Origin of the sequence: uncultured Bradyrhizobium sp. (assembly GCF_936943645.1) — a bacterium.
In the GTDB taxonomy this organism is placed as follows: Bacteria; Pseudomonadota; Alphaproteobacteria; order Rhizobiales; family Xanthobacteraceae; genus Bradyrhizobium.
Window position 1 is genome coordinate 115,114 of record NZ_CAKZJO010000086.1, and the last position, 25,967, is coordinate 141,080.

Genomic DNA, 25,967 nt, shown 5'->3' on the forward strand with positions numbered 1-25,967 from the left:
CATCGCATGCAATTTCCAATTGGTAGCACGCCGATTCCGATTTGGTAGCTTGGGCGTTTCGGGGATTCTGATTTGCGCGCCGTCTCGTATCTCGACCGTTATCCGTTGCTGCAGTCCCAAGACAGCGAGTTCGCGCGCGAGCGCCTGTTCGCTGTGTATGGCGCGGACCGTTTCGCAAAGCATGACAACAACTTTGCGATCCAGGCCAATCTGGCCCGACTGAATTCGATCGGCCTCGCGTTCTGCGCCTATGACGGCGCGGCATCGCTGTCTTTTCCTGAATCGCATATCCTCCGCCAGTTCTTTTCCATCCAGGGAACCGCGGGATTCAGGACCAACGGGAACGAACGACCGATCGAGGCGTGGACTCCCATCATCTCCGGAGAGACCCGGCTACACCTCGATTTCGCGCCCGGCTATCGCCAGCTGGTGCTGAGGATCGACGCCAATGCCCTGGAGCGTTTGCTGAAGAGCGTGCTCGGTGACACCAGTGGTGTGAATTTGCGCTTTATTTCGAGCGAGGCCGATCCGGCGGTGATGACGCAGGTGCGCCAAGACGTCTTCAGGTTTGCCGAGGATCTGGAAAGGTTCGGGCAGAATTACTCTCCGATCGCCATCGCCGAGCTCGAGCGGGCGCTGATGGTCCGGATTCTTCTGGCGCATCGGCACAATTTCTCCGATCGGCTGCAGCGCTCCGCTCCGACTGCCAACCGTGCCGTGGTCGACGTCGTGGAGGCCTACATCGAAGCTCATTGGGACGAGCCGCTCGATCTCGACAAGATCGCGGAGGTCGCCAATGTGAGCGTGCGGACGGTGTTCCGGGAATTCTCCGATTCGGGGCGGGGATCACCGGGCCAGTTCGCGCGGCGCGTCCGGCTTCATCGCGCGGCGGAGCTGTTGCGACGGCCGGATGGGCAGACCAGCGTGCTCGCCGTGGCATTCAGGTGCGGCTTCCGAAATCTCGGACGCTTTGCGTCCGAATATCGTCAGGCCATCGGCGAGCTGCCGTCCGACACGCTGAGGAACGCGAGACGAAGGCAGTAAGGGACCCGATCGCCCGATGACGGAGCCCTGTTGCGAAGGAGCAGCGCTTCGTCGTAGAGAGTGCGGCGCAGGTGGAGGCCCTCAGCCCTTCCCCATCGCCGCGATCGCGTCTGCGATTGCAATCGTGCGCCGGGCCATGTCGGCATGCAGACGCTCCACCATCGCGCCGTCGAGACGGATCGCGCCGCGCGAGGCATTCTCCGGCAGCTCGAACGCCGCGATGATCTTTCGCGCGCGCGCGACCTCTTCTTCGGGCGGCGTGAAGATCGCGTTGCAGGCATCGATCTGCGAGGGATGGATCAGCGTCTTGCCGTCGAAGCCGAGATCGCGGCCCTGCGCGCATTCGGTGGCGAAGCCATCGGGGTTGGCGATGTCGCTATAGGGCCCGTCGAGAATCTCGAGGCCGTGGGCACGCGTTGCCAGGATGCAGTGCGTGATCATCGGAATCATCGCGGCGCGGCCGGGCATCATCCGGATCCGCGTCTCCCGCGAAATGTCGTTGGGACCGAACACGAAGCCGGACAGCCGCCGCGATTGATCGCGTCCGGCCTCGGCCAGCTCCTCCGCATGCAGCACGGCGCGCGCGGTCTCGATCATGGCCCAGACCTTCAGCGTCGGCGCCGCGCCAAGCTCGGTGAGACGGAAGCCGATCGTATCGAGATCTTCGACACTTGAAACTTTTGGAACCAGGATGCCGTCCGGCGACGCCTTCGCCGCCATGGCGACGTCGTCGGCCCACCAGGGCGTATCAAGGCCGTTGGTCCGGATCAGGATCTCGCGCTTGCCAAATCCCTTGGCGGCGATCGCCGCGGCAATGCCGTCGCGCGCCACCGCCTTGGCCTCGGGCGCGACGGAATCTTCGAGATCGAGGATCAGGCCGTCGGCGGCGAGATTGCGCGCCTTCTCCAGCGCGCGAGGGTTGGAGCCGGGCATGAACAGATGGCTGCGGCGCGGGCGGGTCATGCGAGCGTTCCTTCCGGTTTCCCTGATCGTGTCGGTTACCGGAGCGGATAGCACTTGGCCTGCCCATTCGAAAGGCTTGTTCGCCCCTGCGGTATATGGTTAGGCATAATCATGATGACATTCCCGAAGCATTTGCTGGAAGGCTACCAGGCCTTCGCCACCCAGCGGCTGCCGACCGAGCAGAGCCGCTATCGCGAGCTGTCGGTGAAGGGGCAGTTCCCGGAAGTGATGGTGATCGGCTGCTGCGACAGCCGCGTCTCGCCCGAGGTGATCTTCGACGTCGGGCCGGGCGAATTGTTCGTCGTGCGCAACATCGCCAATCTCGTGCCGGTGTATCAGCCCGACGGCAACGCGCATGGCGTCTCGGCTGCGCTGGAATATGCGGTGACGGTGCTGAAGGTGAAGCACATCGTGATCCTCGGTCACGCCCAATGCGGCGGCATCCGCGCCTTCGTCGACAAGATCGAGCCGCTGACGCCGGGCGACTTCATCGGCAAATGGATGCAGATGTTCATCAAGCCGGGCGAAGTGGTCGAGCAGCGCGACCATGAGAGCATGGCGCAGTTCGTCGAGCGCATCGAGAAGGCTGCGGTGTTCCGCAGCCTGGAGAACCTGATGACATTCCCGTTCGTGCAGAAGGCCGTCGAGAACGGCCAGATGCAGACCCACGGCGCCTATTTCGGCGTCGCGGAGGGATCGCTGTTCGTGCTGGACAAGACCGCGAAGGAATTCAAGAACGCGCGGGGCGTGGCGTAGGGCGATTCCGCAAACTGCGGCGCCAAACGCGATCGTCGTCCCGGACAAGCGCAAGCGCAGATCCGGGACCCATACGCCGCAGCGATAATTTTGCGAAAACCCGGAGTTACCAGCTTCGCGCCAGACCACGTCCTGTGGTTATGGGTCCCGGATCGGCGCGCGCTTATGGCGCGCTTGTCCGGGACGACGAGAGGAGTTGGCGAAGCGTTACGCCGCCTGCTTCTTCGCAGCTATCAGCTTGCGGTTGATCAGCACTTCCGCGATCTGGATCGCGTTGAGCGCTGCCCCCTTGCGCAGATTGTCGGACACGCACCATAGCGCGAGACCGTTCTCCACCGTCGCGTCCTCGCGGATGCGGCTGATGTAGGTGGCGTCCTCGCCGGCCGCTTCATAGGGCGTCGCGTAGCCGCCGGGCTCCTGCTTGTCGATGACGAGGCAGCCGGGCGCCTTGCGCAGGATCTCGCGGGCTTCGTCCGCGGTGATCGGGTTCTCGAACTCGATGTTGACCGCTTCGGAGTGGCCGACGAAGACAGGCACGCGCACGCAGGTGGCGGTGAGCTTGATCTTGGGATCAAGGATCTTCTTGGTCTCCGCCATCATCTTCCACTCTTCCTTGGTGAAGCCGTCCTCCATGAAGACGTCGATGTGGGGGATGACGTTGAAGGCGATGCGCTTGGGGAATTTCTTCGCGACGAGCTCGTCATTGGTGTAGACGGCCTTGGTCTGCGAGAACAATTCGTCCATCGCGTCCTTGCCGGCACCCGAGACCGATTGATAGGTCGAGACCACGACGCGCTTGATGCCCGCCTTGTCGTGCAGCGGCTTGAGCGCGACCACAAGCTGCGCGGTCGAGCAGTTCGGGTTGGCGATGATGTTCTTCTTCTTGAAGCCTTCGGTCGCGGCCGCATTCACCTCCGGCACGATCAGCGGCACGTCCGGATCCATGCGCCAGGCCGAGGAATTGTCGATCACCACAGTGCCGGCGGCGCCGATCTTCGGCGACCATTCCTTCGACACCGAGCCGCCCGCCGACATCAGGCAGATGTCGACGTCGGAGAAGTCGTAATGCTCGAGCGCCTTCACCTTCAGGGTGCGGTCGCCATAGGAGACCTCGACGCCGACGCTGCGGCGTGACGCCAGGGCCACGACCTCGTCCGCGGGGAATTTGCGCTCATCCAGGATGTTGAGCATTTCCCGTCCGACATTGCCGGTCGCGCCGACGACTGCGACTTTGTAACCCATCGTTCACTCTCCGATGAAAAAGCCCGTTCCTGAAGCTCACGCTTAAACAGGAAGAGCAGCGCTTCTATGCGAGAACCGGCCGCAAGACAACGTTGGACCATGCCTTAGGGACGTGGATGCAGTCGCCCGAGGCCAGCACGGCCGCACTCTCGACCCGGACCAGTTTCCATCTGGCATTGGCAGCCTTCGCCGACGAGGTCGTCGGCACGCTGGCGCGGCTGTTCGCCTATGTGGGGACGCTCGCCCTGTTTGCCATCCTTGGCCTTGCGGCGCTCGGCCAGCTGCCTGATTTGCGCGACGACGAGCCAGCGACGAAACCGGGCTGGAGCGTGGCCGACCGCTCGCATCCGGCCTTCGCCCTCAGCAAGCTCGATTCGTCCGAAAAAACAGCATCTTACACCATCCTTCGGCATCCCGAGGGCGGCCGCCGGGACGTCATGCGCTGGACCGGCGCGGCGGACAAGCCGCTGGCCGAGCTCGAGATTTACCGGGAGGGCGACGAATTCGACGTGGCTCGTCCGGCCGCGCTGGACCTCGCCGTCCAGATGGGCCTGGGCACGGCCGGCGCGCTCGAGCAGGCCGGCCTGATCGAAACCAAATTCGGCCCCGTCGCCCTGTTCCGGCCGGTCGCGGCAACGGAGGGGGCGCGGCCCTGCCTCGGCTACCTCAAGCGCAGCGAGGAGCCGGGCCTGCAGATCTCCGGCTTCTCCTGCCAGGGCGGCACAGCGCCCGCCCAGCGCGCGGCCATCGCCTGCACGCTGAACCGGCTGACGCTGCTGACCTCGGGCAACGAGCCCAAGCTCGCCGACCTGTTCGCCCGCGCCGAGCTGAAGCGCCGTGGTTGCGACCTCCAGAGCTCACCGGACTGGCTGCTGGGCGCCGCGAACGCGCAATTGCGCGGGGCGCTTTGAGGCGCATCAAGCTCAAGTGGCTGGTATTGATGCAACTTTTGCCGGCGGCCTCGATTATTCCGAGCTGGTGTGACCCAATAGACCTAGTTGCGCCCACCCCGACCGGGCTAGTATGGGGGTGAAATCGACTGGCGGTGCGCCGCCTGAAGGGGACGTGATGAGCTCGAAATTCTCTGCCAAATGGGCGACCTTGTTTGCTGCGGGCGCCGTGATTGCCATGTCCTCTGCCATCGGTTTGGCAACGCCGGCTTCGGCCGACAACAAGACCAAGCGCTATGACGAGCGCGGCCGGCACTATTACGGCCCGAGCGGGCCCAACGCCGTCTACCAGCAGGGCCGCACCCGCATCTATGTGAGCAAGCGCTCCTGGCTCGACGGCGGCACCGAGGTCAATCCGGGCGACCGCAAATTCTCCGACTACGCCTTCCCGCCGGCTGTCGGCTATCCGTCCTTCGCGCGCGAGAATCTCAACCGCCCGATCGACCGCCAGCCGCTCTCGACGCCCCAGGACATCGGCGGCTATCCGCAGAATTTCCCGCTGTACTGAGCGGACGTAGCGATCCGAATCAAAAGGCCGGGCTCACGCCCGGCCTTTTTGTTTTGGAAGGTGCCGTAAGGTGGGCAAAGCGACTTGTCCGCCATCGCTCGAAGAGCGAAGGCTGAAGTGTGCCCACGCATTTTGGCGAATCGAGAGAGGTGGTGGGCACGGCGCAAGAGCGCCTTTGCCCACCGAGAGAGCTGCGCCCACTTACGCGTGCAGCTTCTGCAATTCCTTCAGGATCGCTTCGCCCATCTGCGTGGTCGAGGCGGCCGTGGTCCCCTCCGACTTGATGTCGGCCGTGCGCAGGCCGCTCGCAAGCACGGCAGCGATCGCGGCGTCCACCTTGTCGGCGAGATCGCCCATGTCGAAGGAATAACGCAGCGCCATGCCGAACGACGAGATCATCGCGATGGGATTGGCGAGGCCCTTGCCGGCGATATCAGGCGCCGAGCCGTGCACGGGCTCGTACAGGGCGCGGCGCTTCTTGGTCTTCACATCGACCTCGCCGAGCGAGGCCGAGGGCAGCATGCCGAGCGAGCCCGTCAGCATCGCCGCGATGTCGGACAGCATGTCGCCGAACAGATTGTCTGTCACGATGACGTCGAACTGCTTCGGCCATTTCACCAGCATCATGCCGCCGGAATCGGCGAGCTGATGCTCGAGCGTGACATCAGGATATTCGCGCTTGTGGACCTGAGTCATGACCTCGTTCCAGAGCACACCCGACTTCATGACGTTGCGCTTTTCCATCGACGTCACCTTGTTCTTGCGCTTCCTGGCAAGCTCGAAGGCGACGCGGCCGATGCGCTCGATCTCATAGGTGTCGTAGACCTGGGTATCGATGGCGCGCTTCTGGCCGTTGCCGAGATCGGTGATGGTCTTGGGCTCGCCGAAATAGACCCCGCCGGTGAGCTCGCGCACGATGACGATGTCGAGGCCCTCAACCGCCTCGCGCTTCAGGCTGGAGGCGTCCGCCAGCGCCGGGTAGCAGACGGCCGGACGGAGGTTGGCGAACAAAGCGAGATCCTTGCGCAGGCGCAGCAGGCCGGCTTCGGGACGCACCTCGTAAGGCACGGCGTCCCATTTCGGACCGCCGACCGCGCCGAAGATGATGGCGTCGGCGGCGAGCGCCTTGGCCATGTCGCCCTCGGAGATCGACACCTTGTGCGCGTCATAGGCGGAGCCGCCGACGAGGCCGGTGTCGGTCTCGAATTTGGCGATCCCGGCCGAATTGAGCCAGTCGATCAGCCGCTTCACCTCGCCCATCACTTCGGGGCCGATGCCGTCGCCGGGAAGCAGCAGCAGTTTGTGGGTCGCCATGGTCGTCACCTCAGATTTTTTCTCGTCATTGCCGGGCTTGACCCGGCAATCCAGCCTTTTTTGAAGGATGGATGCCCGGGTCAAGCCCGGGCATGACGAGCGGGATGAATTTCGGCCGGAGTGCTAGAGCGGCGTTGCGCGCTTGGCAAGACACCATTGCCGGGGTGCGGCTGTGCAAGGCGGGCGGGGCCTGCCACACTGCAAGGGCCGGAGAATCCCCTTGCACGCCCCTGATCGAACCCCGCCCTACGCACACCCCGCGCGGCTGATCCTGACGCTGTCGCTGGCCGCGACCGTCGGGCTCGGCATCGGCCGCTTTGCCTATGCGCTGGTGCTGCCGGATATGCGTGAGACCCTCGGCTGGTCCTACTCGGCGGCCGGTTTCATGAACACCATCAACGCCGTCGGCTATCTCGTGGGCGCGCTTGCCGCCTCGCGCCTGATCCAGCGCGTCGGCTGGGCGGCGGCCATCCGAGGCGGAACCCTCGCCTGCGTCGCCGCGCTCGCCACTTGCGCGCTGACGGGGAATTTCGTCGCGCTGAGCCTGGCGCGGCTCGTGCTGGGTCTGGGCGCTGCGGCCGGCTTCGTCGCGGGCGGCGCGCTGGCGGCCACCATCGCCCAGACCCGCCCCGAGCGGGCCAATTTCCTGCTCAGCCTGTTCTATGCCGGGCCCGGCATCGGCATACTGTCCTCGGGGCTGATCGCCCCGTTCACGCTGCAATATTTCGGGCCGGGCTCGTGGTGGATCGTCTGGTGGGCGCTGACGCTGCTCTCGGTCGCGATGACGATCCCGCTGTTCCTGATTCGCATCGAGAGCAGTGTCCGCTTCTCGGAAGGCGGTCACGCGTCATTCGCGATCCTGCCCGTGCTGATTTATCTCGCCGGCTACTTCCTGTTCGGCGCCGGCTACATCGCCTACATGACCTTCATGATCGCCTATGTGCGCGATAGCGGCGGCGGGGCCGCGGCGCAGGCGGCGTTCTGGAGCCTGATCGGCCTGTCCGCCTTCGCAACGCCCTGGGCCTGGCGCGGCGTGCTCGCGCTCGATCGCGGCGGATTGGCCACCGCCATCATCCTCGGCACCAACGCAGCGGGCGCGGCGTTGCCGATGCTCGGGCATTCGCCGGCATGGCTCGCGGTCTCGGCCGTCGTGTTCGGCGTCGCCTTCTTCGCCGTGGTCGGCTCGACCACCGCCTTCGTGCGCTTCAACTATCCGCCGCAGGTGTGGCCGACCGCGATCGCCGCGATGACGATCTCGTTCGGCGTCGGCCAGACGCTCGGCCCGATCGTGGTCGGCGCGATCACGGATGCGCTGGGAAGCCTGAGCTACGCGCTCAATGTCTCGGCGGCGTTGCTGGCACTGGGGGCAGTGGCGGCGCTGTGCCAGAGGAAGGTGGGGCCGGCCAAATAGACGGCCGCATAATCGGTGTCGTCCCCCCGCGAACGCGGGGACCCATACCGCGTGATCTTTCTATGGCGAAAGCTGGAAGTACCGAACAACTAATCTTCGCCAAACCTCTCCCTGGGGTTATGGGTCCCGGATCTGCGCGCGCTTGATGCGCGCTTGTCCGGGACGACAGCGAGGCTAGCTCCCGCTGAACGAATTATACCCCTGGTCTTCCCAGTATCCGCCCTTGTAGTCGTTGGTGACTTCCATCGAGACCACGTATTTCGGGTTCTTGAAGCCGAGCTTTGTGGGCACACGGATCTTCATCGGGAAGCCGTAGGCGCGCGGCAAAATCTCGTTCGCATATTTGAACGTCATCTGGGTCTGCGGATGCAGCGCGCTGCGCATGTCCAGAGGCGAATTGTAGCCTTCCTTGTCGGCGCACTGGAACCAGACATATTTCGCGCGCGTGTCGGCGCCGATCAGCTTGAGGAAATCGCGCAGGGGGGTACCGGTCCAGCTGCCGATCGCGCTCCAGCCTTCGACGCAGATGTGGCGGGTGATCTGGCTGACCTGCGGCAACTTGTAGAGTTCGTCCAGCGTCCAGGACTTCTTGTTGTCGACGAGGCCGCGGACCTCGAGCTTCCAGTCTGCGGCCGCGACATCGGGCGCGTCGTCGAGATCGTAATAGGCGTTGAACGGAAACGGCTTGGTGATCGCGCTCTCGGGGAAAGTCGGCGCCAGTGCGTCGGGATTGAAGATGAAGGCCTGCACCGCGTCGTTGAACTTCGAGACCTGTGTCAGCAGTGTATCAGCCGAGGACGAGTCGACGACATCGCAGCCGGTCAGCAGCGTCAGCGCCCCCAAGCTGGCGCCGCCCGCAATGAAGCGGCGACGGGTAAAATCCGGCATCGTCTTGATGGCGTCCTTGATCAGGAGCCGCTTGTCGACGCCGGGGATCAGGAATGAACGCTTGGCCATCTTCTCCTCCTTCAGCGACCGATGATCATGGCGCGCAGGCTCTTCGGCACGAGCAGCGCGAGCAGGACGTGAACGACGAGAAACGCGCAGATCGCGGCCATGCAGAAGAAATGGATGTAGCGCGCGGTCGGGTAATCGCCGAACAGCGTGACCAGCCAATGCAGTTGCACCGGCTTCCACATGCCGAGCCCCGTGAGCACGATCAGCACGCCGACCACGATGATGCCGGCATAGAGCAGGCGCTGCACGTAATTGTAGACGGTGAGATCGTCATGGCCGAGCTTGAAGGTCAGGGCAGACCTGACGTCGTGCAGCACGCCTGACGGGGTGATTGGAAGCAGCTTTTTGCGGAAACGGCCGGTGGCGAAGCCGGTGACGAGATAGGCGAGGCCGTTGATCATCAGCAGCCACATCGCCGCGAAGTGCCAGAGCAGACCGCCGCCGAGCCAGCCGCCGAGCGTGTAGTCGCGCGGGAAGGTGAAGCCGAACAGCGGCGAGGCGTTGTAGATCTGCCAGCCCGACAGGATCATCAGGATCATCGCAAATGCGTTGATCCAGTGCATGACCCGCACCCAGGCCGGCTGGATCACCTTGGCCTTGATGGCCCTGACCTGCTCGTCGGTGACTGTGAGGCTCGCCATGATGGTTCCGTCCTGATCGTCCGTGGTGATCGTCGTCCTGGGGATCGTGTGTCGGGAATTATACGCCGGCCCGCCGGTTTTCGTTACGCCCTGCCGGCCATGGAATCGATGCCGTCAGGCTATTGTGGTCACAAAAAAGCGAGCCGGGTATCCCCGGCTCGCGGTCTGAAACCATCCTGTTCGGGGATGAAACAGGATCGCGCGGTGTTACGACGCCGGCATCAGCACGGTGTCGACCACATGGATCACGCCGTTGGACTGGTTGACGTTGGAGATCGTCACCATCGAGGTGCCGCCCTTGGCATCGACGATCCAGACCTTGCCGTCCATCTTCTTGACCGTCAGCTCCTCGCCTTCGGCGGTCTTCAGCTTCTTGCCGTCGGTGAGGTCGGAAGCCTCGAGCTTGCCGGGCACGACGTGGTAGGTGAGGATCTTGGTCAGCGTCGCCTTGTTCTCGGGCTTGACCAGATTGTCGACGGTGCCGGCCGGCAGCTTGCCGAAGGCGGCGTTGGTCGGCGCGAACACGGTGAACGGTCCCTTGCTCTCCAGCGTCGGCACCAGGCCAGCCGCCTTCACCGCCGCCACCAGCGTGGTGTGATCCTTCGAGTTGACCGCGTTCTGCACGATGTTCTTGGACGGGAACATCGCGGCGCCGCCGACCATGACGGTCTTTTCCTCGGCACGCACAGGCGCGACGACGGTCGCGGTGATGGCGAGGGCGCTGAAGGCGGCGGCAGCGAGATAGGCAATGCGCTTGGACATGGAAGTCTCCCGATTGAATTGGTGCCGGCCATGGCCGGTGTTGGGTTGGGGCAACAACAGCGACTGCGACATTTGGGCGATGCAGCAGTGCCGTCGTTGGACCGAACTACGGGAGGGTTTGGGGTGCGGTTTCGGGAAAAAATTCTTTGTGATGTGTGAAACTTTGGGGCGGCGTGATCGTGTGTTGCGAGCTCACGCGGCACACGCGCTGTCGTCCCGGACAAGCGAAGCGGAGATCCGGGACCCATAGCCACAGGAGGATATCGTGACACAAGATGGTCACTCCGGGTCTTCGCCAAACCACTTCCTGTGGTTATGGGTCCCGGGTTCGCGACTGCGTCGCGCCCCGGGACGACGAGGAGAGTTTGCCGCGCGGACTTCGCGTCTCAATCCCTGTTGTTCGGCGTCTGGATGAAGCCGCGATTATGGGTCGGACTGATCAGCACCTCGTTGATGCAGACCCTGGCCGGCATGCTTGCGATGAACGCGATGGTGCGGCCGAGATCCTCGGATTGCAGCATCTTCGCCTGCTCCGCCTCGCTCGGCACTACCGGGCGCAGCTTCAGGATCGGCGTTGCGACCTCGCCGGGCATCAGGCAGCAGGCGCGCAGGCCGTTGACGCATTCATCCATGTTGAAGGAATGGGTCAGTGCCAGCACCGCATGCTTGGTCGTGGTGTAGGCCGGGCCCGGCATCTTCGAAACGTGGCGGCCGGCCCAGGACGAGACGTTGATGATCGCGCCGTCCTGTTGCTTGCGCATCGTCGGCAGCACCGCGCGCATGCAATAGAGCACGCCATTGAGATTGACCTGGACCAGCTTGTCCCAGCCCTCCAGTTCCATGTCCTTCCAGCTGCGCTTGGGGACGTTGATGCCGGCGTTGTTGACGAGAAGGTCGATGCGGCCGTGCCTGGCGACGATCTCATCGGCGGCCTTCTGGGCCTCCGCCGCGTTCGAGACGTCCAGCGCGATCGCCTCGGCGGCGCCGCCCGTCTTGGTGATCTTCGCAACCACCTCGTCCAGGGCTGCCTGGCGCCGGCCGGACACCACCACCGTCCAGCCGTCGGCAGCCAACGCCTCGGCTCCGGCCTCCCCTATCCCGCTGCCACCGCCCGTGACCCAGGCCACGCGTTTCCCATTCTTGGTCATGCAAACTGTCTCCGTTGCTTCACTGGGGCGGTTTTTGCTAATCCAGCCCTCGGTTTTGACCGGCCTTGTCGGTCTTGCGGTCGAGGAAATCTTGCATGAACCCAGCAGCCAACGCCAACCTGTTTTCCCGCCTGTTCGACGGCCTCGATAACCCTGCGCGCCTCGCGATCGAGACGCAGGACGGAGGGCGCATCAGCTATGGCGATCTGATCGCACGGGCAGGCCAGATGGCGAACGTGCTGGTGGCGCGCGGCGTGAAGCCGGGCGACCGCGTCGCGGTGCAGGTCGAGAAGTCCGTCGCCAATATCGTGCTGTATCTCGGCACGGTCAGAGCCGGCGCGGTCTATCTGCCGCTCAACACCGCCTATACGCTCAATGAGCTCGACTATTTCATCGGCGATGCCGAGCCGTCGCTGGTGGTGTGCGATCCCTCCAAGGCCGAAGGGCTCGCCCCGATCGCCGCCAAGGTGAAGGCGAAGGTCGAGACGCTCGGCCCTGACGGCAAGGGCTCGCTGACGGACGCCGCCGACAAGGCCAGCCCCGATTTCGCGACCGTCGCGCGCGCGAACGACGACCTCGCCGCGATCCTCTACACGTCCGGCACCACCGGCCGCTCCAAGGGCGCAATGCTCAGCCACGACAATCTGGCGTCGAATTCGCTCTCGCTCGTCGGCTACTGGCGCTTCACCGACAAGGATGTCCTGATCCACGCGCTGCCGATCTACCACACGCACGGCCTGTTCGTGGCGACCAACGTGACGCTGTTCGCCCGGGCGTCGATGATCTTCCTGCCGAAGCTCGATCCGGACCTGATCATCAAGCTGATGGCGCGCGCGACGGTGCTGATGGGCGTGCCGACCTTCTACACGCGGCTACTGCAGAACGGCGCGCTGTCGCACGAGACGACAAAGCACATGCGGCTGTTCATCTCGGGCTCGGCGCCGCTGCTGGCGGAGACCCATCGCGAATGGTCGGCGCGCACGGGACATGCGGTGCTCGAGCGCTACGGCATGACCGAGACCAACATGAACACGTCGAACCCCTATGACGGCGAGCGCGTGCCCGGCGCGGTCGGCTTTCCGCTTCCCGGCGTCTCCGTGCGCGTCACCGAGCCCGAAACCGGCAAGGAATTGCCGCGCGACGAGATCGGCATGATCGAGGTGAAGGGCCCGAACGTCTTCAAGGGCTATTGGCGCATGCCGGAGAAGACCAAGGCCGAATTCCGCCCTGACGGCTTCTTCATCACCGGCGACCTCGGCAAGATCGACGCCAAGGGCTACGTGCACATCCTCGGCCGCGGCAAGGATCTCGTCATCTCGGGCGGATTCAACGTGTACCCGAAGGAAATCGAGAGCGAGATCGACGCCATGCCGGGCGTGATCGAATCCGCCGTGATCGGCGTGCCGCATGTCGATTTCGGCGAGGGCGTCACGGCGGTGCTGGTGCGCCAGCCCGGCGCGAGCATTGACGAAGCGGCGGTGCTGAAGGGCCTGGACGGACGCCTCGCCAAGTTCAAGATGCCCAAGCGCGTCTTCGTCGTCGACGAGCTGCCGCGGAACACGATGGGCAAGGTGCAGAAGAATATCTTGCGCGAGACTTACAAGGATATTTACACGAAGAAGTAGGACAATGCTCCAGGGCTGGGGAGAGGCATGAAACGCGAGCAGGCTGTCCGGATCAACGATCATCTCCTCGATGCTTATAGGGCTCTCGACCAGGCCCGAATGGCTATCGCGGGCTTGCCAAGGCCGAGCGGATTGAGCTTGGAGACTGGCTTGACGGCGTCGTTGGCGCCTTGGAGGACGAGCTTCTCCAGCCGATCTACGATCAATATCCGGATCTGGAGCCGCCGAAGTCGAAGCGTGAACCGGTAGAATATATATGTGAGCTCACGTGGGAGGAGGTGCAGCTTCCGCCTTCGGTAACCGAGGAACGATTCGACGAGATCATCCTCTCGGTTATGAAGCCGACGTGGCGGAAAACCGCGATGATGGTCACCTATGTGCTGGATCGCTGCAAAGAACTCGGATTGCCGATCGAAGGCGAAGCGATTGCCGCGCGACTGAAGGTCCTTTCCGAGGCCGATCGGATCGAAGGGATCGGCGATCTCCGGGATTGGTTCGGTAGCGAAGTGCGATTGAAGGACTAGTTCGGCTCGCGATTTCCAGGCTCTGCTCTCTCACCCGTCATTGCGAGGAGCTCTTGCGACGAAGCAATCCAGGCTGCCGCTGCGGAAAGATTCTGGATTGCTTCCGCCTTCGCCAAAGGCTTCGGCGGATAAGCCACTACGCTCGCAATGACGGAGTGTGTGGCGCCTACTGCCCGCCCAACAAGCTCATCACAAACCGGCTGCCGACGACGAAGAGATAGCACCCGAACGCCATCTCCAGCGTGCGCTTCGACATCGCATGCGCCGCTCTCACGCCGAGCGGCGCGGTGACGAGGCTCATCGGCATCACCAGCACGGCGCCAATCAGCGAGACGTAACCAAGCGCGAACGGGATCTGCAGCGCTGCGACGGCGGGATAGGTCGCCGCCGCGGGCCAGCCGGCATAGATGTAGCCGAGCGCGCCGGGGATCGAGATCAGCACGGCGAGTGCCGACGACGTCGCGACCGCCTGATGAATGGGACGGCCGTAGAAGGTCATCAGGAGGTTCGAGAACAGGCCGCCGCCGATACCCATCAGCGTCGACAGGATGCCGACGCAGAAACCGTAGGCGCGCATCAACGGCCCATCAGGCAGGTCGTCGCCGAACTTCCAGCCTTCGCGCGCGAAAATGAGACGCGCGGCGGCAGAGTAGGCAACGCAGACGAAGACGATCTTGAACAGCCGCTCCGGCGCGTAGCGGGCGATCACGCTGCCGGCGACGACGCCGATCACGATCGGCAGCCACCAGACGCGCAGGATCGTCATGTCGACGGCGCCGCGCTTGTAGTGGGCCTGAAACGAACGGATCGAGGTCGGGATGATCACCGCGAGCGAGGTGCCGACGCAGAGCGGCATCCGCACCTCGAGCGGCACGCCGGCGATGCGGAAGCATTCGTAGAACACCGGCACGAGAATCGCACCGCCGCCGATGCCGAACACGCCAGCCAGAAACCCCGAGAGCGCGCCGGTTGCGATCAGCAGCAGCGCGAGCTCGACGATCTCCTTGATATCAAGACCTGCAATCACCCCTGACCTGCCCGGCGACTGGTCGCAGCGTTTCCGAAACGAGCGCTCGGAATTGGCTGCATGCCAAGCTGTAGGCGATCTGATTTGCACGGTCGACAGCCGACTCGCCGGTCTTGGGTGGAATGCAGGCTGCGCATATCCGCCCGTGCTGCGAAAAATGAGTGCGCAGCATGGAAATCGTGCGCGCTGCGTCGGTAGGCCGAGCGGCGTGAACTGACTGGTTCGAACGCCCGACGGCTCGGAGCGGGTTAGAGCCGTTCCAATAGTGATTTCAACGCGCCCGCTCCGTTGCCGCAAGAAGTGAATAATTGTTCTGTTTTTGCTCGGCATGCAGCCGCCCTGGTATACCAAGGCCCTGATTGGCCTTGTTTCATCAAGGCCATAGAGCTGAACGCCGGTTCGATTTATGGCGATTTGGTGATTGCGCAGGGCAAATCGACTCCGTAAATAGAGCCGACCTTTCGCGATCCCCGCGCGCCCTCTGCTGGGCCGCCATACAACATCAAAGCCCATGACCGCACGGATCGAACGACCGCTTTCACCACACATGCAAGTCTACCGCTGGACGCTGACGATGGCGCTGTCCATCGTTCATCGCGCCACCGGCATCGCCCTCTACGTCGGAACGCTGCTGCTGGTCTGGTGGCTGGTTGCGGCGGCCTCCGGCCCGGCCGCCTATGCCCATGTCCAGGCCTTTGCCGGCAGCATCATCGGCCGCCTGATCGTGTTCGGTTACACCTGGGCGCTGATGCACCACATGCTGAGCGGCATCCGGCATTTCGTCTGGGACCTCGGCTACGGCTTCAAGGCCAATGAGCGCGAAGCGCTGACCTGGGGCGCGCTGATCGGCGGCATCGTACTGACGGTGCTGATCTGGATCATCGCCTATGCGATCGGAGGCGGACGATGAGCGCGACCGATACGCCCAAGCGCAGCATGCGCACCCCGCTCGGCCGCGTCCGCAATCTCGGCGCCGCGCATTCGGGCACGTCCGATTTCTGGCGCCAGCGCATCACCGGCGTCGCCATGACGCTGCTGATGATCCCCGTGCTGGTCATCATCATGATGCTGCTCGGCCGCAACCAGGTCGGCGCAGCGCAGATCCTCAGCTCGATTCCCGTCGCGGTGATCCTGCTGCTGTTCATCTTCGCCAGCGCCTGGCACATGAAGATCGGCATGCAGGTGGTGATCGAGGACTACGTCCATAACGAGAAGCTGAAGCTCGTCTCGATCATGCTCAACAACTTCTTCTCGGTCGCCGTGGCGCTCGCCTCGACCTACGCGATTCTGAAACTTTCCTCCGGAGTGTAACCCATGGCCACCACAACGAATGGCTCGGGCAACGGCGCTCCCGCCACCAACGGCAAAGCCTATCCGATCGAAGACCACACCTACGACGTCGTCGTGGTCGGCGCCGGCGGCGCGGGCCTGCGCGCCGTGGTCGGCTGCAGCGAAGCGGGCCTGCGCACGGCCTGCATCACCAAGGTGTTCCCGACCCGCTCGCATACCGTCGCGGCGCAGGGCGGCATCTCCGCTTCGCTCGGCAACATGCACAAGGACGACTGGCGCTGGCACATGTACGACACCGTGAAGGGGTCGGACTGGCTCGGCGACCAGGACGCGATCGAATACATGGTGCGCAATGCGCCCGACGCGGTCTACGAGCTCGAGCATTGGGGCGTGCCGTTCTCGCGCACCGAGGATGGCAAGATCTATCAGCGTCCGTTCGGCGGCATGACCATGGACTACGGCAAGGGCCAGGCGCAGCGCACCTGCGCCGCCGCCGACCGCACCGGTCACGCCATGCTGCACACGATGTACGGCCAGTCGCTGCGCCACGCGGCCGAGTTCTTCATCGAGTTCTTCGCCATCGACCTGATCATGGACGACCAGGGCACCTGCCGCGGCGTCATCGCGCTCAAGCTCGACGACGGCACGTTGCATCGCTTCCGTGCCCAGACCGTGATCCTCGCGACCGGCGGCTACGGCCGCGCCTACGCCTCCTGCACCTCGGCGCACACCTGCACCGGCGACGGCGGCGGCATGGTGCTGCGCGCAGGCCTGCCGATGCAGGACATGGAGTTCGTCCAGTTCCACCCGACCGGCATCTACGGCTCGGGCTGCCTCGTCACCGAGGGCGCCCGCGGCGAGGGCGGCTATCTCGTCAACTCCGAGGGCGAGCGCTTCATGGAGCGCTATGCACCGTCGGCCAAGGATCTCGCCTCGCGCGACGTCGTCTCGCGCGCGATGACCATCGAGATCCGCGAAGGGCGCGGCGTCGGCAAGAAGAAGGACCACATCTTCCTTCATCTGGACCACCTCGATCCCGCGGTGCTCGCCGAACGCCTGCCGGGCATCTCCGAATCCGCAAAGATCTTCGCCAATGTCGACGTGACGCGCGAGCCGATCCCGATCGTGCCGACCGTGCACTACAATATGGGCGGCATCCCCACGAACTATCACGGCGAGGTGCTGACCAAGAAGGACGGCGACGACAACGCGATCATCCCGGGCCTGATGGCGATCGGCGAAGCCGCCTGCGTCTCCGTGCACGGCGCCAACCGCCTCGGCTCCAATTCGCTGATCGACCTCGTGGTGTTCGGCCGCGCCGCCGCGCTGCGCCTCGCCGAGAAGCTGACGCCGAACGCCAAGCAGCCGGAGCTGCCGGCCAACTCGGCCGAGCTCGCGCTCGGCCGGCTCGACCATTACCGCTACGCCTCCGGCGGCACGCCGACCGCAAAACTGCGCGAAGGCATGCAGAATGTGATGCAGACCAATTGCGCGGTGTTCCGCACCGGCGAAGTCCTGAGCGAAGGCCAGAACCTGATCGCGAAGGTCCACAGCGGCATCACCGACATCGCCGTGTCCGACCGCTCGCTGGTGTGGAATTCGGATCTCGTCGAGACGCTCGAATTCGACAATTTGATCTCGCAGGCGGTGGTGACGATGAACTCGGCCGCCAACCGCACCGAGAGCCGCGGCGCCCACGCCCGCGAGGACTTCTCCGAGCGCGACGACAAGAACTGGATGAAGCACACGCTGGCCTGGCTGGACGATGCCGGCAAGGTCAAGATCGAGTACCGCCCGGTTCACGACTACACCATGACCAACGACGTGCAGTACATCCCGCCGAAGGCGCGCGTGTACTGATCATTGCTGTCATGCGCGGGCTTGACCCGCGCATCCATCTTTCAAGAACGATGGATTGCCGGGTCAAGCCCGGCAATGACGCGGAAAACCAGAGGCAGGACTTATGGTTGAATTCGCACTTCCCAAGAACTCCAAGATCACCGGCGGCAAGACCTGGCCGAAGCCCGCGGGCGCGACCGAGGTTCGCGAGTTCAAGGTCTATCGCTGGAATCCGGACGACGGCAAGAATCCGAGCGTCGACACCTATTACGTCGACACCAATGATTGCGGCCCGATGGTGCTGGACGGCCTGATCTGGATCAAGAACCACATCGACCCGTCGCTGACCTTCCGCCGCTCCTGCCGCGAAGGCGTCTGCGGCTCCTGCGCCATGAACATCGACGGCCAGAACACGCTGGCCTGCACGCGCTCGATGCACGACGTGAAGGACGGCGCAGTGAAGGTCAATCCGCTGCCGCACCAGCCGGTCGTGAAGGACCTTGTCCCTGATCTCACCAATTTCTACGCCCAGTATGCCTCCGTCGAGCCGTGGCTGAAGACGACCTCGCCGACGCCGCAGAAGGAATGGCGCCAGACCCACGAGGACCGCGAGAAGCTCGACGGCCTCTACGAATGCATCCTGTGTGCCTGCTGCTCGACGTCGTGCCCGAGCTATTGGTGGAACAGCGAGCGCTATCTCGGCCCCGCCGCGCTGCTCCAGGCCAACCGCTGGGTGTCGGATTCGCGCGATGAAGCCACCGGCGAGCGGCTCGACAATCTCGAGGACCCGTTCCGGCTCTATCGCTGCCACACCATCATGAACTGCGCCAAGGCGTGCCCGAAGGGGCTGAACCCCGCGGAGGCCATCGCCGAGCTCAAGCTCAAGATGGTCGAGCGCCAGATCTGACGGCCAGGTTCTTTGCCTTGATTCCCGGCCGGACCGGCCGGGACAATCCGGGATTGCGGTCAATTCGAGGAGAATTTTCTCCGACCCGCTGCGCGCGTAAGCTTTTGGCTTACAACCACCGGTTCCCGCACAAGCCGCTTCCTTCCCTTCGCGAGATTCAGTTAAGCTCCCCTCAGGGACGGAGCGACTGTGCAAAGGGCGCAACGCAACTCGCTGAGGCTGTTGCAGTGGATGATGGCGGCATCCCTGGCGCTGCCGATCGCGCTGTTCGTGATCGCCGCCAGCATCTCCTACACCTCGACCAGGGACATCGCCGACCGGGAGATCGAGCGCACGCTCGACGTCGTGCATGAGCATGCGCTCAAGGTGTTCGAAACGATCGATCGCAGCCTTGCCGAGCTCAACGAGGTGGTCCGTGGCCTGTCCGACGACACCATCCGCGCGCACGAGCCGGCGCTGCACCGCCGCCTGAAGCGGCTGAGCGATTCGCTGCCGCAGCTCAAATCGGCCTGGATCTTCGACGCGGACGGGAAAGCGCTGGTCAACAGCCTTGCCTCGCCGCCGCCGGACCTGGGCTTTGCCGACCGCGACTATTTCTACGTCCATATCGACCAGAGCATCGGCACCTTCATCGGCACGGCCCTGACCCCGCGATCACCCTATCAGGGCGCACGTTTCTTCGGGGTGAGCCGCCGCCGCGACTCCGACGACGGGCGTTTCGTCGGCGTGATCCAGGCCTCGGTGCTGCCGGAGTATTTCGAGAGTTTCTACGCCAGAATTGGATCGGATCCCGGCAGCTTCTTCGCGATGGGCCGCACCGACGGCGCGATGCTCACGCATTTCCCGCGGCTCGACCACGACCTCAGGCTCGATCCGACCGGACCTGTCGGCCGGGAAATCGCGGCGCGCCCCGATCACGGCCTCATCACCATCGCCTGGCCGTCGGACGGGATCGAGCGCCGCATCGGCTACCGGCGTGTCGCGGAGTACCCGATCTATGTCAGCGCCGGGCTCGAGACCTCGGCGATCCGCGCGCGCTGGCTGGCCACCATGGGCCAGCATCTGGTGTTCGGCCTACCCGCCACCGCGCTGCTGTTTCTGCTGCTGGCGCTGGCGTTCCGGCGCACGCAAAACCTCCAGGCCGAAGCCGCAAAACGGCGCGAGGCCGAGGAGGCGCTCAAGCACAGCCAGCGCCTGGAGGCGCTCGGACAGCTCACCGGCGGCGTCGCGCACGATTTCAACAATCTGCTGACGGTGATCCGCGCCTCGGTCGACCTCTTGAACCGGCCGCAACTGACGGAGGAGCGGCGCCAGCGCTACATCACCGCGATCGCGGACGCCGTGGCGCGGGCGGCCAAGCTGACCTCGCAGCTGCTCGCCTTCGCGCGGCGCCAGCCCCTGAAGCCGGAGGTGTTCGACGTCGCCGAACGGATGCAGGCGCTGCACGACATGCTTGCGCCCCTGCTGGGGCCGGCCATCGAGATCGCCATGCGCCTGCCCACGGAGCCCTGCCTCGTCCGTGCCGATGCCGGCCAGTTCGAGACGGCGCTGATCAACATGGCGACCAATGCGCGCGATGCCATGCAGGGCAAGGGCAGGATCACCTTCAAGGTCGAGCCCGCGACGACCGTTCCCGATACGCTGGCCGACGCCTCGGGCGGCCAGACCTCGGCAGGCCAGATCTCGGCCAACCACGGCTTCGTCAGCGTGACCGTCAGCGACACCGGCATCGGCATTCCCGCCGCCCGATTGGGGCGCATCTTCGAGCCGTTCTTCACCACCAAGCAGGTCGGCCACGGCACCGGCCTCGGCCTGTCCCAGGTGTTCGGGTTCGCCCGGCAATCCGGCGGCGAGGTGACGGTCACGAGCGAGCTGGGGCACGGCAGCACCTTCTCGCTCTATCTGCCGCGCGTGCCGCCGGACCTGCTGCCGCAGCGACAGGCGCCCAACACGGCGCCGGCGGTGGCCGGCAGCGGCATGTCGGTGCTGGTGGTCGAGGACAATATCGAGCTGGCCAATTTCGCCGCCGACGGCCTCACCGAGCTCGGCTACAGCATCACGCTGGTCGACAATGCGACCGACGCGCTCGCCGAGCTCGTCATGGACGCCGATCGCTTCGACGTCGTGTTCTCCGACGTCGTGATGCCTGGCATGACCGGGCTCGATCTGGCGCAGGCCCTCCGCGACCGCAGCATCGACGTGCCAGTCGTGCTGACGACGGGCTACAGCCAGGCGCTGTCGCAAGATGGCGTGGCCGGCTTCGACCTGGTGCAAAAACCCTATTCGATCGAGGAATTGTCGCGCGTTCTGCATCGGCCCGGCCGGATTCGGCGCGTCCAGAACGGTGCCGCCGAATAGGGCCTTCCGGGAACCAGAGGGAACCGGTTGATTTCCCTCGCGTTGTCCGCACATGCACAAGCCGGCCGCAAAGCGCGAACAGGACAAGCCACCGATCGTCGGGATCAAGGGCGAGAGTGGCGATGAGGTCGCACCGCCGCCCCCGGAGCTGCTTGAGCCGGACCCCGAACTCTCACCCGAGGAGGCAGAGCAGGCCCGCAAGGATTATCTGCTGACGCGGTTCTGGATCAGCGCGCGCGGCTTCTGGGGCCGCAACGGCGATCGCCTCGCCTGGCCGTTCTCGCTCGGCCTCGTCGTGCTGATCGTCCTCACCGTCGGCTTCCAGTACGGCATCAATGTCTGGAACAGAGCGATCTTCGACGCGATCGAGAAGCGCGATGCGGGAACGGTCTTCCATCTCACCGCGATGTTCTTTCCGCTGGCGATCGGCAGCATCGTGCTCGGCGTCGCGCAGGTGTTCGCGCGGATGGGCATCCAGCGGCGCTGGCGCGCCTGGCTGACCAACAGCGTGCTGACGCGCTGGCTCAAGAACGGCCGTTACTACCAGCTCAACCTCGTCGGCGGCGACCACAAGAATCCAGAATACCGGATCGCCGAGGATTTGCGCATCGCGACGGATTCGCCGGTCGATTTTCTCGCCGGCGTCACCTCGGCGCTGTTGTCCGCCGCGACCTTCATCGTCGTGCTCTGGACCATCGGAGGTGCGCTCACCGTCACCCTCGGTGGCTCGACCATCACCATTCCCGGCTTCCTCGTGATTGCCGCGATGCTTTACGCCGCAATCGCCTCGGGCTCGATCCTGGTGATCGGCCGGCAATTCGTGCAGGTCTCCGAGGACAAGAACCAGGCCGAGGCCGATTTCCGCTACACGCTGACGCGCGTGCGCGAAAACGGCGAGAGCATCGCGCTGCTCGGCGGCGAGGAAGAAGAGCGCGAGGGCATCGATCGCAACTTCACCAGCGTGCTCAGGCAGTGGGCGCGGCTCGCCGGCCAGCACATGCGCACCACGCTGGTATCGCAAGGATCGAGCCTCGTCGCCCCCGTCGTGCCGCTGCTACTGTGCGCGCCGAAATTTCTCGACGGCTCCATGACGCTGGGACAGGTGATGCAGGCGGCTTCCGCCTTCACCATCGTGCAGAGTGCGTTCGGCTGGCTGGTCGACAATTATCCGCGGCTCGCCGACTGGAATGCCTGCGCGCGCCGCATCGCCTCGCTGATGATGTCGCTCGACGGCCTCGAGCGCGCCGAGCAGGGCGACGGACTTGGCCGCATCAAGCGCGGCGAGACCCGCAACGAGACGATGCTGGAGCTCAACGATCTCTCTGTCACGCTCGACGACGGCACCGCCGTGGTCGGCGAGACCGAGGTCGCGATCGAGCCCGGCGAGCGGCTGCTGGTCGCCGGCGAATCCGGCACCGGCAAGAGCACGCTGGTGCGTGCTATCGCAGGCCTGTGGCCGTGGGGCGGCGGCAGCGTCAATTTCCATCCGGACCGTCGGTTGTTCATGCTGCCGCAGCGTCCCTACGTGCCCTCCGGGTCCCTGCGCCGCGCCGTCGCCTATCCCGGCGCCGAGGAGGACTGGACCGTCGATGAGATCGGCGAGGCCCTGCACAAGGTCGGCCTCGATCACCTCAAGGAGAAGATCGAGGAAGATGGCCCCTGGGATCAGACGCTCTCCGGCGGCGAGAAGCAGCGCCTCGCCTTCGCGCGGCTGCTCTTGCACAACCCCGATATCGTCGTGCTGGACGAGGCGACCTCGGCGCTCGACGAGAAGAGCCAGGACAAGATGATGAAGATGGTCACCGACGAGCTGCGAGAGGCCACCATCGTCAGCGTCGCGCATCGCGTCGAGCTGGAAGCATTCCACAGCCGCAAGATCGTGCTGGAGCGGCGCAAGGGCGGCGCCAAGCTCGTCAGCGACATCGACCTGATCCCGCGCAAGGGCAAGCGTAAGCTGCTCGGGCGCTTCTTGCGACAGCGCAAGGCACCGAAGAAGGCGGCGTAGTACTATCTTTCCGTCGTCCCGGACAAGCGCGCCCCAAGCGCGCGCCGATCCGGGACCCATACCCACAGGGAGCGGTTCGACGAAGATTCGGAGTGGGCGTCTCGCGCTACACTCCTCCCTGGGGTTATGGGTCCCGGGTTCGCTTCGCGCCCCGGGACGACACTGGTGATGGAGCGTTGGAGTCCCCACCAAAACCGGCTATGCATGCGCCGCCTGCAACGAGGATCGCCTGCTTGACGACCGACAACATCCCTTCGTCCGCGCCATTCGGCGCGTTCGCGCCGAACGCGGCGCAGGCTGCGATCATCGGCCTCACGCAACAATCGGGGCTGAAGCGCGGCGCATTCCGGCCATGGATGTCGCGGCTGGTGAACCTGCTGCGGAGCGGCCCTGTCGACGTGCAGTATCAGGGTGCCTCGTTCCGTCTCTATCACCAGGGCAGCGCGACCGAGCGCGGCGCGCTGTTCAATCCCGACTACAATCTCGACGAGCTCGATTTCCTGCGCCAGCATACGCCCTCGGGCGGCACCTTCGTCGATGTCGGCGCCAATGTCGGCACCTTTGCACTGGTGATGGCGCGACAGGTCGGCAGCAACGGAAGGGTGGTCGCGATCGAGCCGCATCCGCTGACGTTCGGACGGCTGTCCTTCAACCATGCCGCATCGAAATCGGCTCAGGTGCGTCTGGTGCAGGCCGCGGCCGGCGACAGCGATGGCGAGCTGATGATCGAGAGCGGTGGCGGCAATCTCGGCGCCACGCATGTCGTCACCGGCACGGCCAGTGCGGAGGCCATCAAGGTGCCGTCGCTGCGGCTGACAAGGATTCTGGACGAGGCCGGCGTCACCCAGGTCGATTCGCTCAAGATCGACGTCGAGGGCTTCGAGGACCGCGTGCTGATCGGCTTCTTCCGCGACGCGCCGCCATCGCTGTGGCCGCGCGCGGTGGTGATCGAACATCTGTCACAAAACGAATGGCAGCAGGATTGTATTGCCGACATGGTCGCACGCGGCTTCAAGGTCGCGCGCAAGACGCGAAGCAACACATTCCTGTCGCGCTGACAGGCACAAGCAAGGGAGGCTAACGATGATCGACCATCTGGGTTTCTCGGTCTCCGACTACGCGCGCGCAAAGGCGTTCTATACGAAGGCGCTGGCTCCGCTCGGCTACGGCCTGATCATGGAGGTCACGGCGCAGCAGACAGGTCATGCTGCGGCCGCGGGTTTCGGCGCGGACGGCAAGCCGGATCTCTGGTTCGGCGGCGAAGGCGCGATGAACAAGCCGGTGCACATCGCGATCGCAGCCAGGGACCGCGCCACCGTCGACGCCTTCTACAAGGCGGCCATTGCGGCAGGCGGTCGCGACAACGGCCCGCCCGGCATCCGCCCGCACTACCACCCGAATTACTATGGCGCCTTCGTGCTCGACCCCGATGGTCACAACATCGAGGCGGTCTGCCACATGCCGGAATAGGTCCAGGGCAGCCCTGGATTCCCCTCGGGAACATCGCATCCGGCAGGTCGTTATTATTCCTTGCAGAAGGAGTGCGATATGGCCAACGACAATGCCCGCGACGTGGACCGCGCCTGGGATCTGATGAAGAAGATCGGATTCGCGATGCTGGTGACGCGCGACGGCGACAAGCTGCGCGCGCGGCCGATGAGTGCTTTTCTCGATCGCGACGCGAACGCCATCTACTTCCTGACCGATGCGCGGCGCCACAAGGACGAGGAGATAGCGCGCGATCCCTCCATCAATTTGTCGTTCGCGGACGCCGGCAGCCAGAAATACGTTTCGCTGACCGGAACAGCCGCCGTCTCCAACGACCGCGCGAAGATCAAGGAGCTGTTCTCGACACCGGCGAAGGCGTGGTGGGGCAGCGCCGAGGATCCCAACATCCGCGTGCTCAAGATCACGCCCGACGATGCCGAGTTCTGGGATTCGCCTGGCACGGTCATTTCCTACGTGAAGATGGCCGCGGCAGTGGTGACGAACACGCGGCCCGACATCGGCGAGAACCGCAAGGTCTCGTTGTGATGCCGATCGAACCGCCCGAGATTCCGCCGTCGACACCGGGCACGCCGACCGAGCCGCCGCCGGGAATTCCGCCCGGCAACCCGCAGCCCGAAATCACGCCGCCGGTGCGCGAGCCCGGCGAATCTCCGCGCCCCGACGAATTGCCGGGCCGGATACCTGAGGAGATTCCGTCGCGCGGGCCGAATGGTCCGCTCACGCCCAATCCCGCGACGGACGCAATGCCTGCGCGCGATCACATATGAGGCGAGGCATCACATGTGAGGCGATTGCAACCGACGTCTGAATGCGCAATGAACGTCATCATAGTGAGTCGATTTGCGTGAAGAAATAAATCGGGCCGCGACTGCTTCGCCTGCCACAATGCGGCCTAACGCGTAGCCGTTCATCACATCACTTCGTCAAAGAACCTTCCGGGGAAGTTCACCGCCATGACCAACCTTCGTTTCGTGCTGCTTGCGACCACGGCTCTCACCGCGATGCAATTGGCCAACACCGCATCGCATGCGCAAGGCGCCGCACCGCTCGTGGTCGCGCAGGCCCAGCCGCAAGACACGGGCCCTGACGGAAAACCGAAGCAGCCGCCGAAGGGACCGCCAGCGGCCGCACCGCCTGCGGCACCCGCGCGCCCGGCTGCACCGCCGCCCGCGGCTGCACCTCCCCAT

At 64.6% G+C, this 25,967-nt stretch carries 25 protein-coding genes and 1 pseudogene; 18 read left to right on the forward strand and 8 right to left on the reverse strand.

The window, feature by feature from the left end; translation table 11 throughout:
• Positions 1 to 72: 72 nt before the first annotated feature.
• Complete coding sequence (locus Q0743_RS25925) at positions 73 to 1,044, forward strand: AraC family transcriptional regulator (RefSeq protein ID WP_298244315.1); 972 nt, start codon at positions 73 to 75, stop codon at positions 1,042 to 1,044.
• 81 nt (positions 1,045 to 1,125) lie between these two features.
• Here Q0743_RS25925 and Q0743_RS25930 read toward each other — a convergent pair whose 3' ends face one another.
• Positions 1,126 to 2,007 (reverse strand): CoA ester lyase, encoded by an 882-nt coding sequence (locus Q0743_RS25930; protein ID WP_298244316.1) that lies wholly within the window; start codon positions 2,005 to 2,007, stop codon positions 1,126 to 1,128.
• Between the two features lie 111 nt (positions 2,008 to 2,118).
• Here Q0743_RS25930 and Q0743_RS25935 point away from each other — a divergent pair, with 111 nt between their 5' ends.
• Positions 2,119 to 2,763: a carbonic anhydrase gene (locus tag Q0743_RS25935; RefSeq protein WP_298244317.1), complete on the forward strand. Its 645-nt coding sequence runs from the start codon at positions 2,119 to 2,121 to the stop codon at positions 2,761 to 2,763.
• 207 nt (positions 2,764 to 2,970) lie between these two features.
• Here the strand turns inward: Q0743_RS25935 and Q0743_RS25940 are convergent, their stop codons facing one another.
• Positions 2,971 to 4,005: an aspartate-semialdehyde dehydrogenase gene (locus Q0743_RS25940; protein WP_298244318.1), complete on the reverse strand. Its 1,035-nt coding sequence runs from the start codon at positions 4,003 to 4,005 to the stop codon at positions 2,971 to 2,973.
• A gap of 116 nt (positions 4,006 to 4,121) precedes the next feature.
• Between Q0743_RS25940 and Q0743_RS25945 the strand changes: the two genes are divergently transcribed.
• Positions 4,122 to 4,916, forward strand: coding sequence for a hypothetical protein (locus tag Q0743_RS25945; RefSeq protein WP_298244319.1), 795 nt, complete (start codon positions 4,122 to 4,124; stop codon positions 4,914 to 4,916).
• Between the two features lie 157 nt (positions 4,917 to 5,073).
• Positions 5,074 to 5,463, forward strand: coding sequence for a hypothetical protein (locus Q0743_RS25950; protein ID WP_298244320.1), 390 nt, complete (start codon positions 5,074 to 5,076; stop codon positions 5,461 to 5,463).
• Positions 5,464 to 5,664: 201 nt separating this feature from the next.
• Here the strand turns inward: Q0743_RS25950 and leuB are convergent, their stop codons facing one another.
• A complete protein-coding gene (leuB, locus tag Q0743_RS25955; protein WP_097660609.1) occupies positions 5,665 to 6,777 on the reverse strand; it encodes a 3-isopropylmalate dehydrogenase in 1,113 nt (370 codons plus the stop codon).
• 220 nt (positions 6,778 to 6,997) lie between these two features.
• Here leuB and Q0743_RS25960 point away from each other — a divergent pair, with 220 nt between their 5' ends.
• On the forward strand, positions 6,998 to 8,188 hold the full coding sequence (locus tag Q0743_RS25960; RefSeq protein ID WP_298244321.1) for a YbfB/YjiJ family MFS transporter: 1,191 nt from the start codon (positions 6,998 to 7,000) through the stop codon (positions 8,186 to 8,188).
• 174 nt (positions 8,189 to 8,362) lie between these two features.
• Here the strand turns inward: Q0743_RS25960 and Q0743_RS25965 are convergent, their stop codons facing one another.
• The 4 genes from Q0743_RS25965 to Q0743_RS25980 form a co-directional block, all read right to left on the reverse strand.
• Positions 8,363 to 9,145, reverse strand: coding sequence for a molybdopterin-dependent oxidoreductase (locus Q0743_RS25965; RefSeq protein ID WP_298244322.1), 783 nt, complete (start codon positions 9,143 to 9,145; stop codon positions 8,363 to 8,365).
• Between the two features lie 11 nt (positions 9,146 to 9,156).
• On the reverse strand, positions 9,157 to 9,786 hold the full coding sequence (locus Q0743_RS25970) for a cytochrome b/b6 domain-containing protein (protein WP_298244323.1): 630 nt from the start codon (positions 9,784 to 9,786) through the stop codon (positions 9,157 to 9,159).
• Positions 9,787 to 9,993: 207 nt separating this feature from the next.
• The gene (locus Q0743_RS25975; protein ID WP_298244324.1) at positions 9,994 to 10,548 is read right to left on the reverse strand and encodes a fasciclin domain-containing protein; all 555 of its coding nucleotides are present in this window, start codon (positions 10,546 to 10,548) and stop codon (positions 9,994 to 9,996) included.
• 386 nt (positions 10,549 to 10,934) lie between these two features.
• Positions 10,935 to 11,696: an SDR family oxidoreductase gene (locus Q0743_RS25980; RefSeq protein WP_298244325.1), complete on the reverse strand. Its 762-nt coding sequence runs from the start codon at positions 11,694 to 11,696 to the stop codon at positions 10,935 to 10,937.
• Positions 11,697 to 11,791: 95 nt separating this feature from the next.
• Here Q0743_RS25980 and Q0743_RS25985 point away from each other — a divergent pair, with 95 nt between their 5' ends.
• Positions 11,792 to 13,321, forward strand: a complete 1,530-nt coding sequence (locus tag Q0743_RS25985) for a malonyl-CoA synthase (RefSeq protein WP_298244326.1) — start codon at positions 11,792 to 11,794, stop codon at positions 13,319 to 13,321.
• Positions 13,322 to 13,491: 170 nt separating this feature from the next.
• A complete protein-coding gene (locus Q0743_RS25990; protein ID WP_298244327.1) occupies positions 13,492 to 13,845 on the forward strand; it encodes a DUF3658 domain-containing protein in 354 nt (117 codons plus the stop codon).
• A gap of 166 nt (positions 13,846 to 14,011) precedes the next feature.
• On the opposite strand, the gene Q0743_RS25995 is transcribed toward Q0743_RS25990, so the two are convergent.
• The gene (locus Q0743_RS25995; protein ID WP_298244328.1) at positions 14,012 to 14,872 is read right to left on the reverse strand and encodes a sulfite exporter TauE/SafE family protein; all 861 of its coding nucleotides are present in this window, start codon (positions 14,870 to 14,872) and stop codon (positions 14,012 to 14,014) included.
• A gap of 511 nt (positions 14,873 to 15,383) precedes the next feature.
• Between Q0743_RS25995 and sdhC the strand changes: the two genes are divergently transcribed.
• The 11 genes and pseudogenes from sdhC to Q0743_RS26050 all read left to right on the forward strand — a co-directional run.
• Positions 15,384 to 15,782 carry a succinate dehydrogenase, cytochrome b556 subunit gene (gene sdhC, locus Q0743_RS26000; RefSeq protein ID WP_298244329.1) on the forward strand — a complete coding sequence of 133 codons (399 nt, stop codon included), beginning with the start codon at positions 15,384 to 15,386 and terminating at the stop codon, positions 15,780 to 15,782.
• Complete coding sequence (gene sdhD / locus Q0743_RS26005) at positions 15,779 to 16,183, forward strand: succinate dehydrogenase, hydrophobic membrane anchor protein (protein ID WP_298244330.1); 405 nt, start codon at positions 15,779 to 15,781, stop codon at positions 16,181 to 16,183. Before sdhC ends, sdhD begins: the two co-directional genes overlap by 4 nt.
• 3 nt (positions 16,184 to 16,186) lie before the next feature.
• On the forward strand, positions 16,187 to 18,022 hold the full coding sequence (sdhA, locus tag Q0743_RS26010) for a succinate dehydrogenase flavoprotein subunit (RefSeq protein ID WP_298244331.1): 1,836 nt from the start codon (positions 16,187 to 16,189) through the stop codon (positions 18,020 to 18,022).
• A gap of 103 nt (positions 18,023 to 18,125) precedes the next feature.
• Positions 18,126 to 18,908: a succinate dehydrogenase iron-sulfur subunit gene (locus Q0743_RS26015; RefSeq protein WP_298244332.1), complete on the forward strand. Its 783-nt coding sequence runs from the start codon at positions 18,126 to 18,128 to the stop codon at positions 18,906 to 18,908.
• A 189-nt stretch (positions 18,909 to 19,097) separates the two neighbouring features.
• Entirely contained in the window at positions 19,098 to 21,266 is a 2,169-nt protein-coding gene (locus tag Q0743_RS26020) for a hybrid sensor histidine kinase/response regulator (protein ID WP_298244333.1), read from the forward strand.
• Positions 21,267 to 21,318: 52 nt separating this feature from the next.
• Entirely contained in the window at positions 21,319 to 23,271 is a 1,953-nt protein-coding gene (locus Q0743_RS26025; protein ID WP_298244334.1) for an ABC transporter ATP-binding protein/permease, read from the forward strand.
• A 233-nt stretch (positions 23,272 to 23,504) separates the two neighbouring features.
• Positions 23,505 to 24,329: an FkbM family methyltransferase gene (locus Q0743_RS26030; protein ID WP_298244335.1), complete on the forward strand. Its 825-nt coding sequence runs from the start codon at positions 23,505 to 23,507 to the stop codon at positions 24,327 to 24,329.
• A 25-nt stretch (positions 24,330 to 24,354) separates the two neighbouring features.
• Positions 24,355 to 24,741 carry a VOC family protein gene (locus Q0743_RS26035; protein ID WP_298244336.1) on the forward strand — a complete coding sequence of 129 codons (387 nt, stop codon included), beginning with the start codon at positions 24,355 to 24,357 and terminating at the stop codon, positions 24,739 to 24,741.
• Between the two features lie 78 nt (positions 24,742 to 24,819).
• Positions 24,820 to 25,305, forward strand: a complete 486-nt coding sequence (locus tag Q0743_RS26040) for a pyridoxamine 5'-phosphate oxidase family protein (RefSeq protein ID WP_298244337.1) — start codon at positions 24,820 to 24,822, stop codon at positions 25,303 to 25,305.
• On the forward strand, positions 25,305 to 25,547 hold the full coding sequence (locus Q0743_RS26045; RefSeq protein WP_298244338.1) for a hypothetical protein: 243 nt from the start codon (positions 25,305 to 25,307) through the stop codon (positions 25,545 to 25,547). The genes Q0743_RS26040 and Q0743_RS26045 overlap by 1 nt, the downstream gene beginning before the upstream one ends.
• A 186-nt stretch (positions 25,548 to 25,733) precedes the next feature.
• Positions 25,734 to 25,967: pseudogene (locus Q0743_RS26050) on the forward strand (OmpA family protein); the annotation flags it as partial.

Coding starts and splice junctions, on each gene's coding strand:
- Q0743_RS25950 (WP_298244320.1), top strand. CDS start 5,074: ATGAGCTCGAAATTCTCTGCCAAATGGGCGACCTTGTTTGCTGCGGGC.
- Q0743_RS25980 (WP_298244325.1), bottom strand. CDS start 11,696: ATGACCAAGAATGGGAAACGCGTGGCCTGGGTCACGGGCGGTGGCAGC.
- Q0743_RS25945 (WP_298244319.1), top strand. CDS start 4,122: ATGCAGTCGCCCGAGGCCAGCACGGCCGCACTCTCGACCCGGACCAGT.
- Q0743_RS25935 (WP_298244317.1), top strand. CDS start 2,119: ATGATGACATTCCCGAAGCATTTGCTGGAAGGCTACCAGGCCTTCGCC.
- Q0743_RS26015 (WP_298244332.1), top strand. CDS start 18,126: ATGGTTGAATTCGCACTTCCCAAGAACTCCAAGATCACCGGCGGCAAG.
- sdhC (WP_298244329.1), top strand. CDS start 15,384: ATGACCGCACGGATCGAACGACCGCTTTCACCACACATGCAAGTCTAC.
- Q0743_RS25970 (WP_298244323.1), bottom strand. CDS start 9,786: ATGGCGAGCCTCACAGTCACCGACGAGCAGGTCAGGGCCATCAAGGCC.
- Q0743_RS25965 (WP_298244322.1), bottom strand. CDS start 9,145: ATGGCCAAGCGTTCATTCCTGATCCCCGGCGTCGACAAGCGGCTCCTG.
- sdhD (WP_298244330.1), top strand. CDS start 15,779: ATGAGCGCGACCGATACGCCCAAGCGCAGCATGCGCACCCCGCTCGGC.
- leuB (WP_097660609.1), bottom strand. CDS start 6,777: ATGGCGACCCACAAACTGCTGCTGCTTCCCGGCGACGGCATCGGCCCC.
- Q0743_RS26045 (WP_298244338.1), top strand. CDS start 25,305: ATGCCGATCGAACCGCCCGAGATTCCGCCGTCGACACCGGGCACGCCG.
- Q0743_RS25975 (WP_298244324.1), bottom strand. CDS start 10,548: ATGTCCAAGCGCATTGCCTATCTCGCTGCCGCCGCCTTCAGCGCCCTC.
- Q0743_RS25940 (WP_298244318.1), bottom strand. CDS start 4,005: ATGGGTTACAAAGTCGCAGTCGTCGGCGCGACCGGCAATGTCGGACGG.
- Q0743_RS26040 (WP_298244337.1), top strand. CDS start 24,820: ATGGCCAACGACAATGCCCGCGACGTGGACCGCGCCTGGGATCTGATG.
- Q0743_RS26035 (WP_298244336.1), top strand. CDS start 24,355: ATGATCGACCATCTGGGTTTCTCGGTCTCCGACTACGCGCGCGCAAAG.
- Q0743_RS25985 (WP_298244326.1), top strand. CDS start 11,792: ATGAACCCAGCAGCCAACGCCAACCTGTTTTCCCGCCTGTTCGACGGC.
- sdhA (WP_298244331.1), top strand. CDS start 16,187: ATGGCCACCACAACGAATGGCTCGGGCAACGGCGCTCCCGCCACCAAC.
- Q0743_RS25930 (WP_298244316.1), bottom strand. CDS start 2,007: ATGACCCGCCCGCGCCGCAGCCATCTGTTCATGCCCGGCTCCAACCCT.
- Q0743_RS26025 (WP_298244334.1), top strand. CDS start 21,319: ATGCACAAGCCGGCCGCAAAGCGCGAACAGGACAAGCCACCGATCGTC.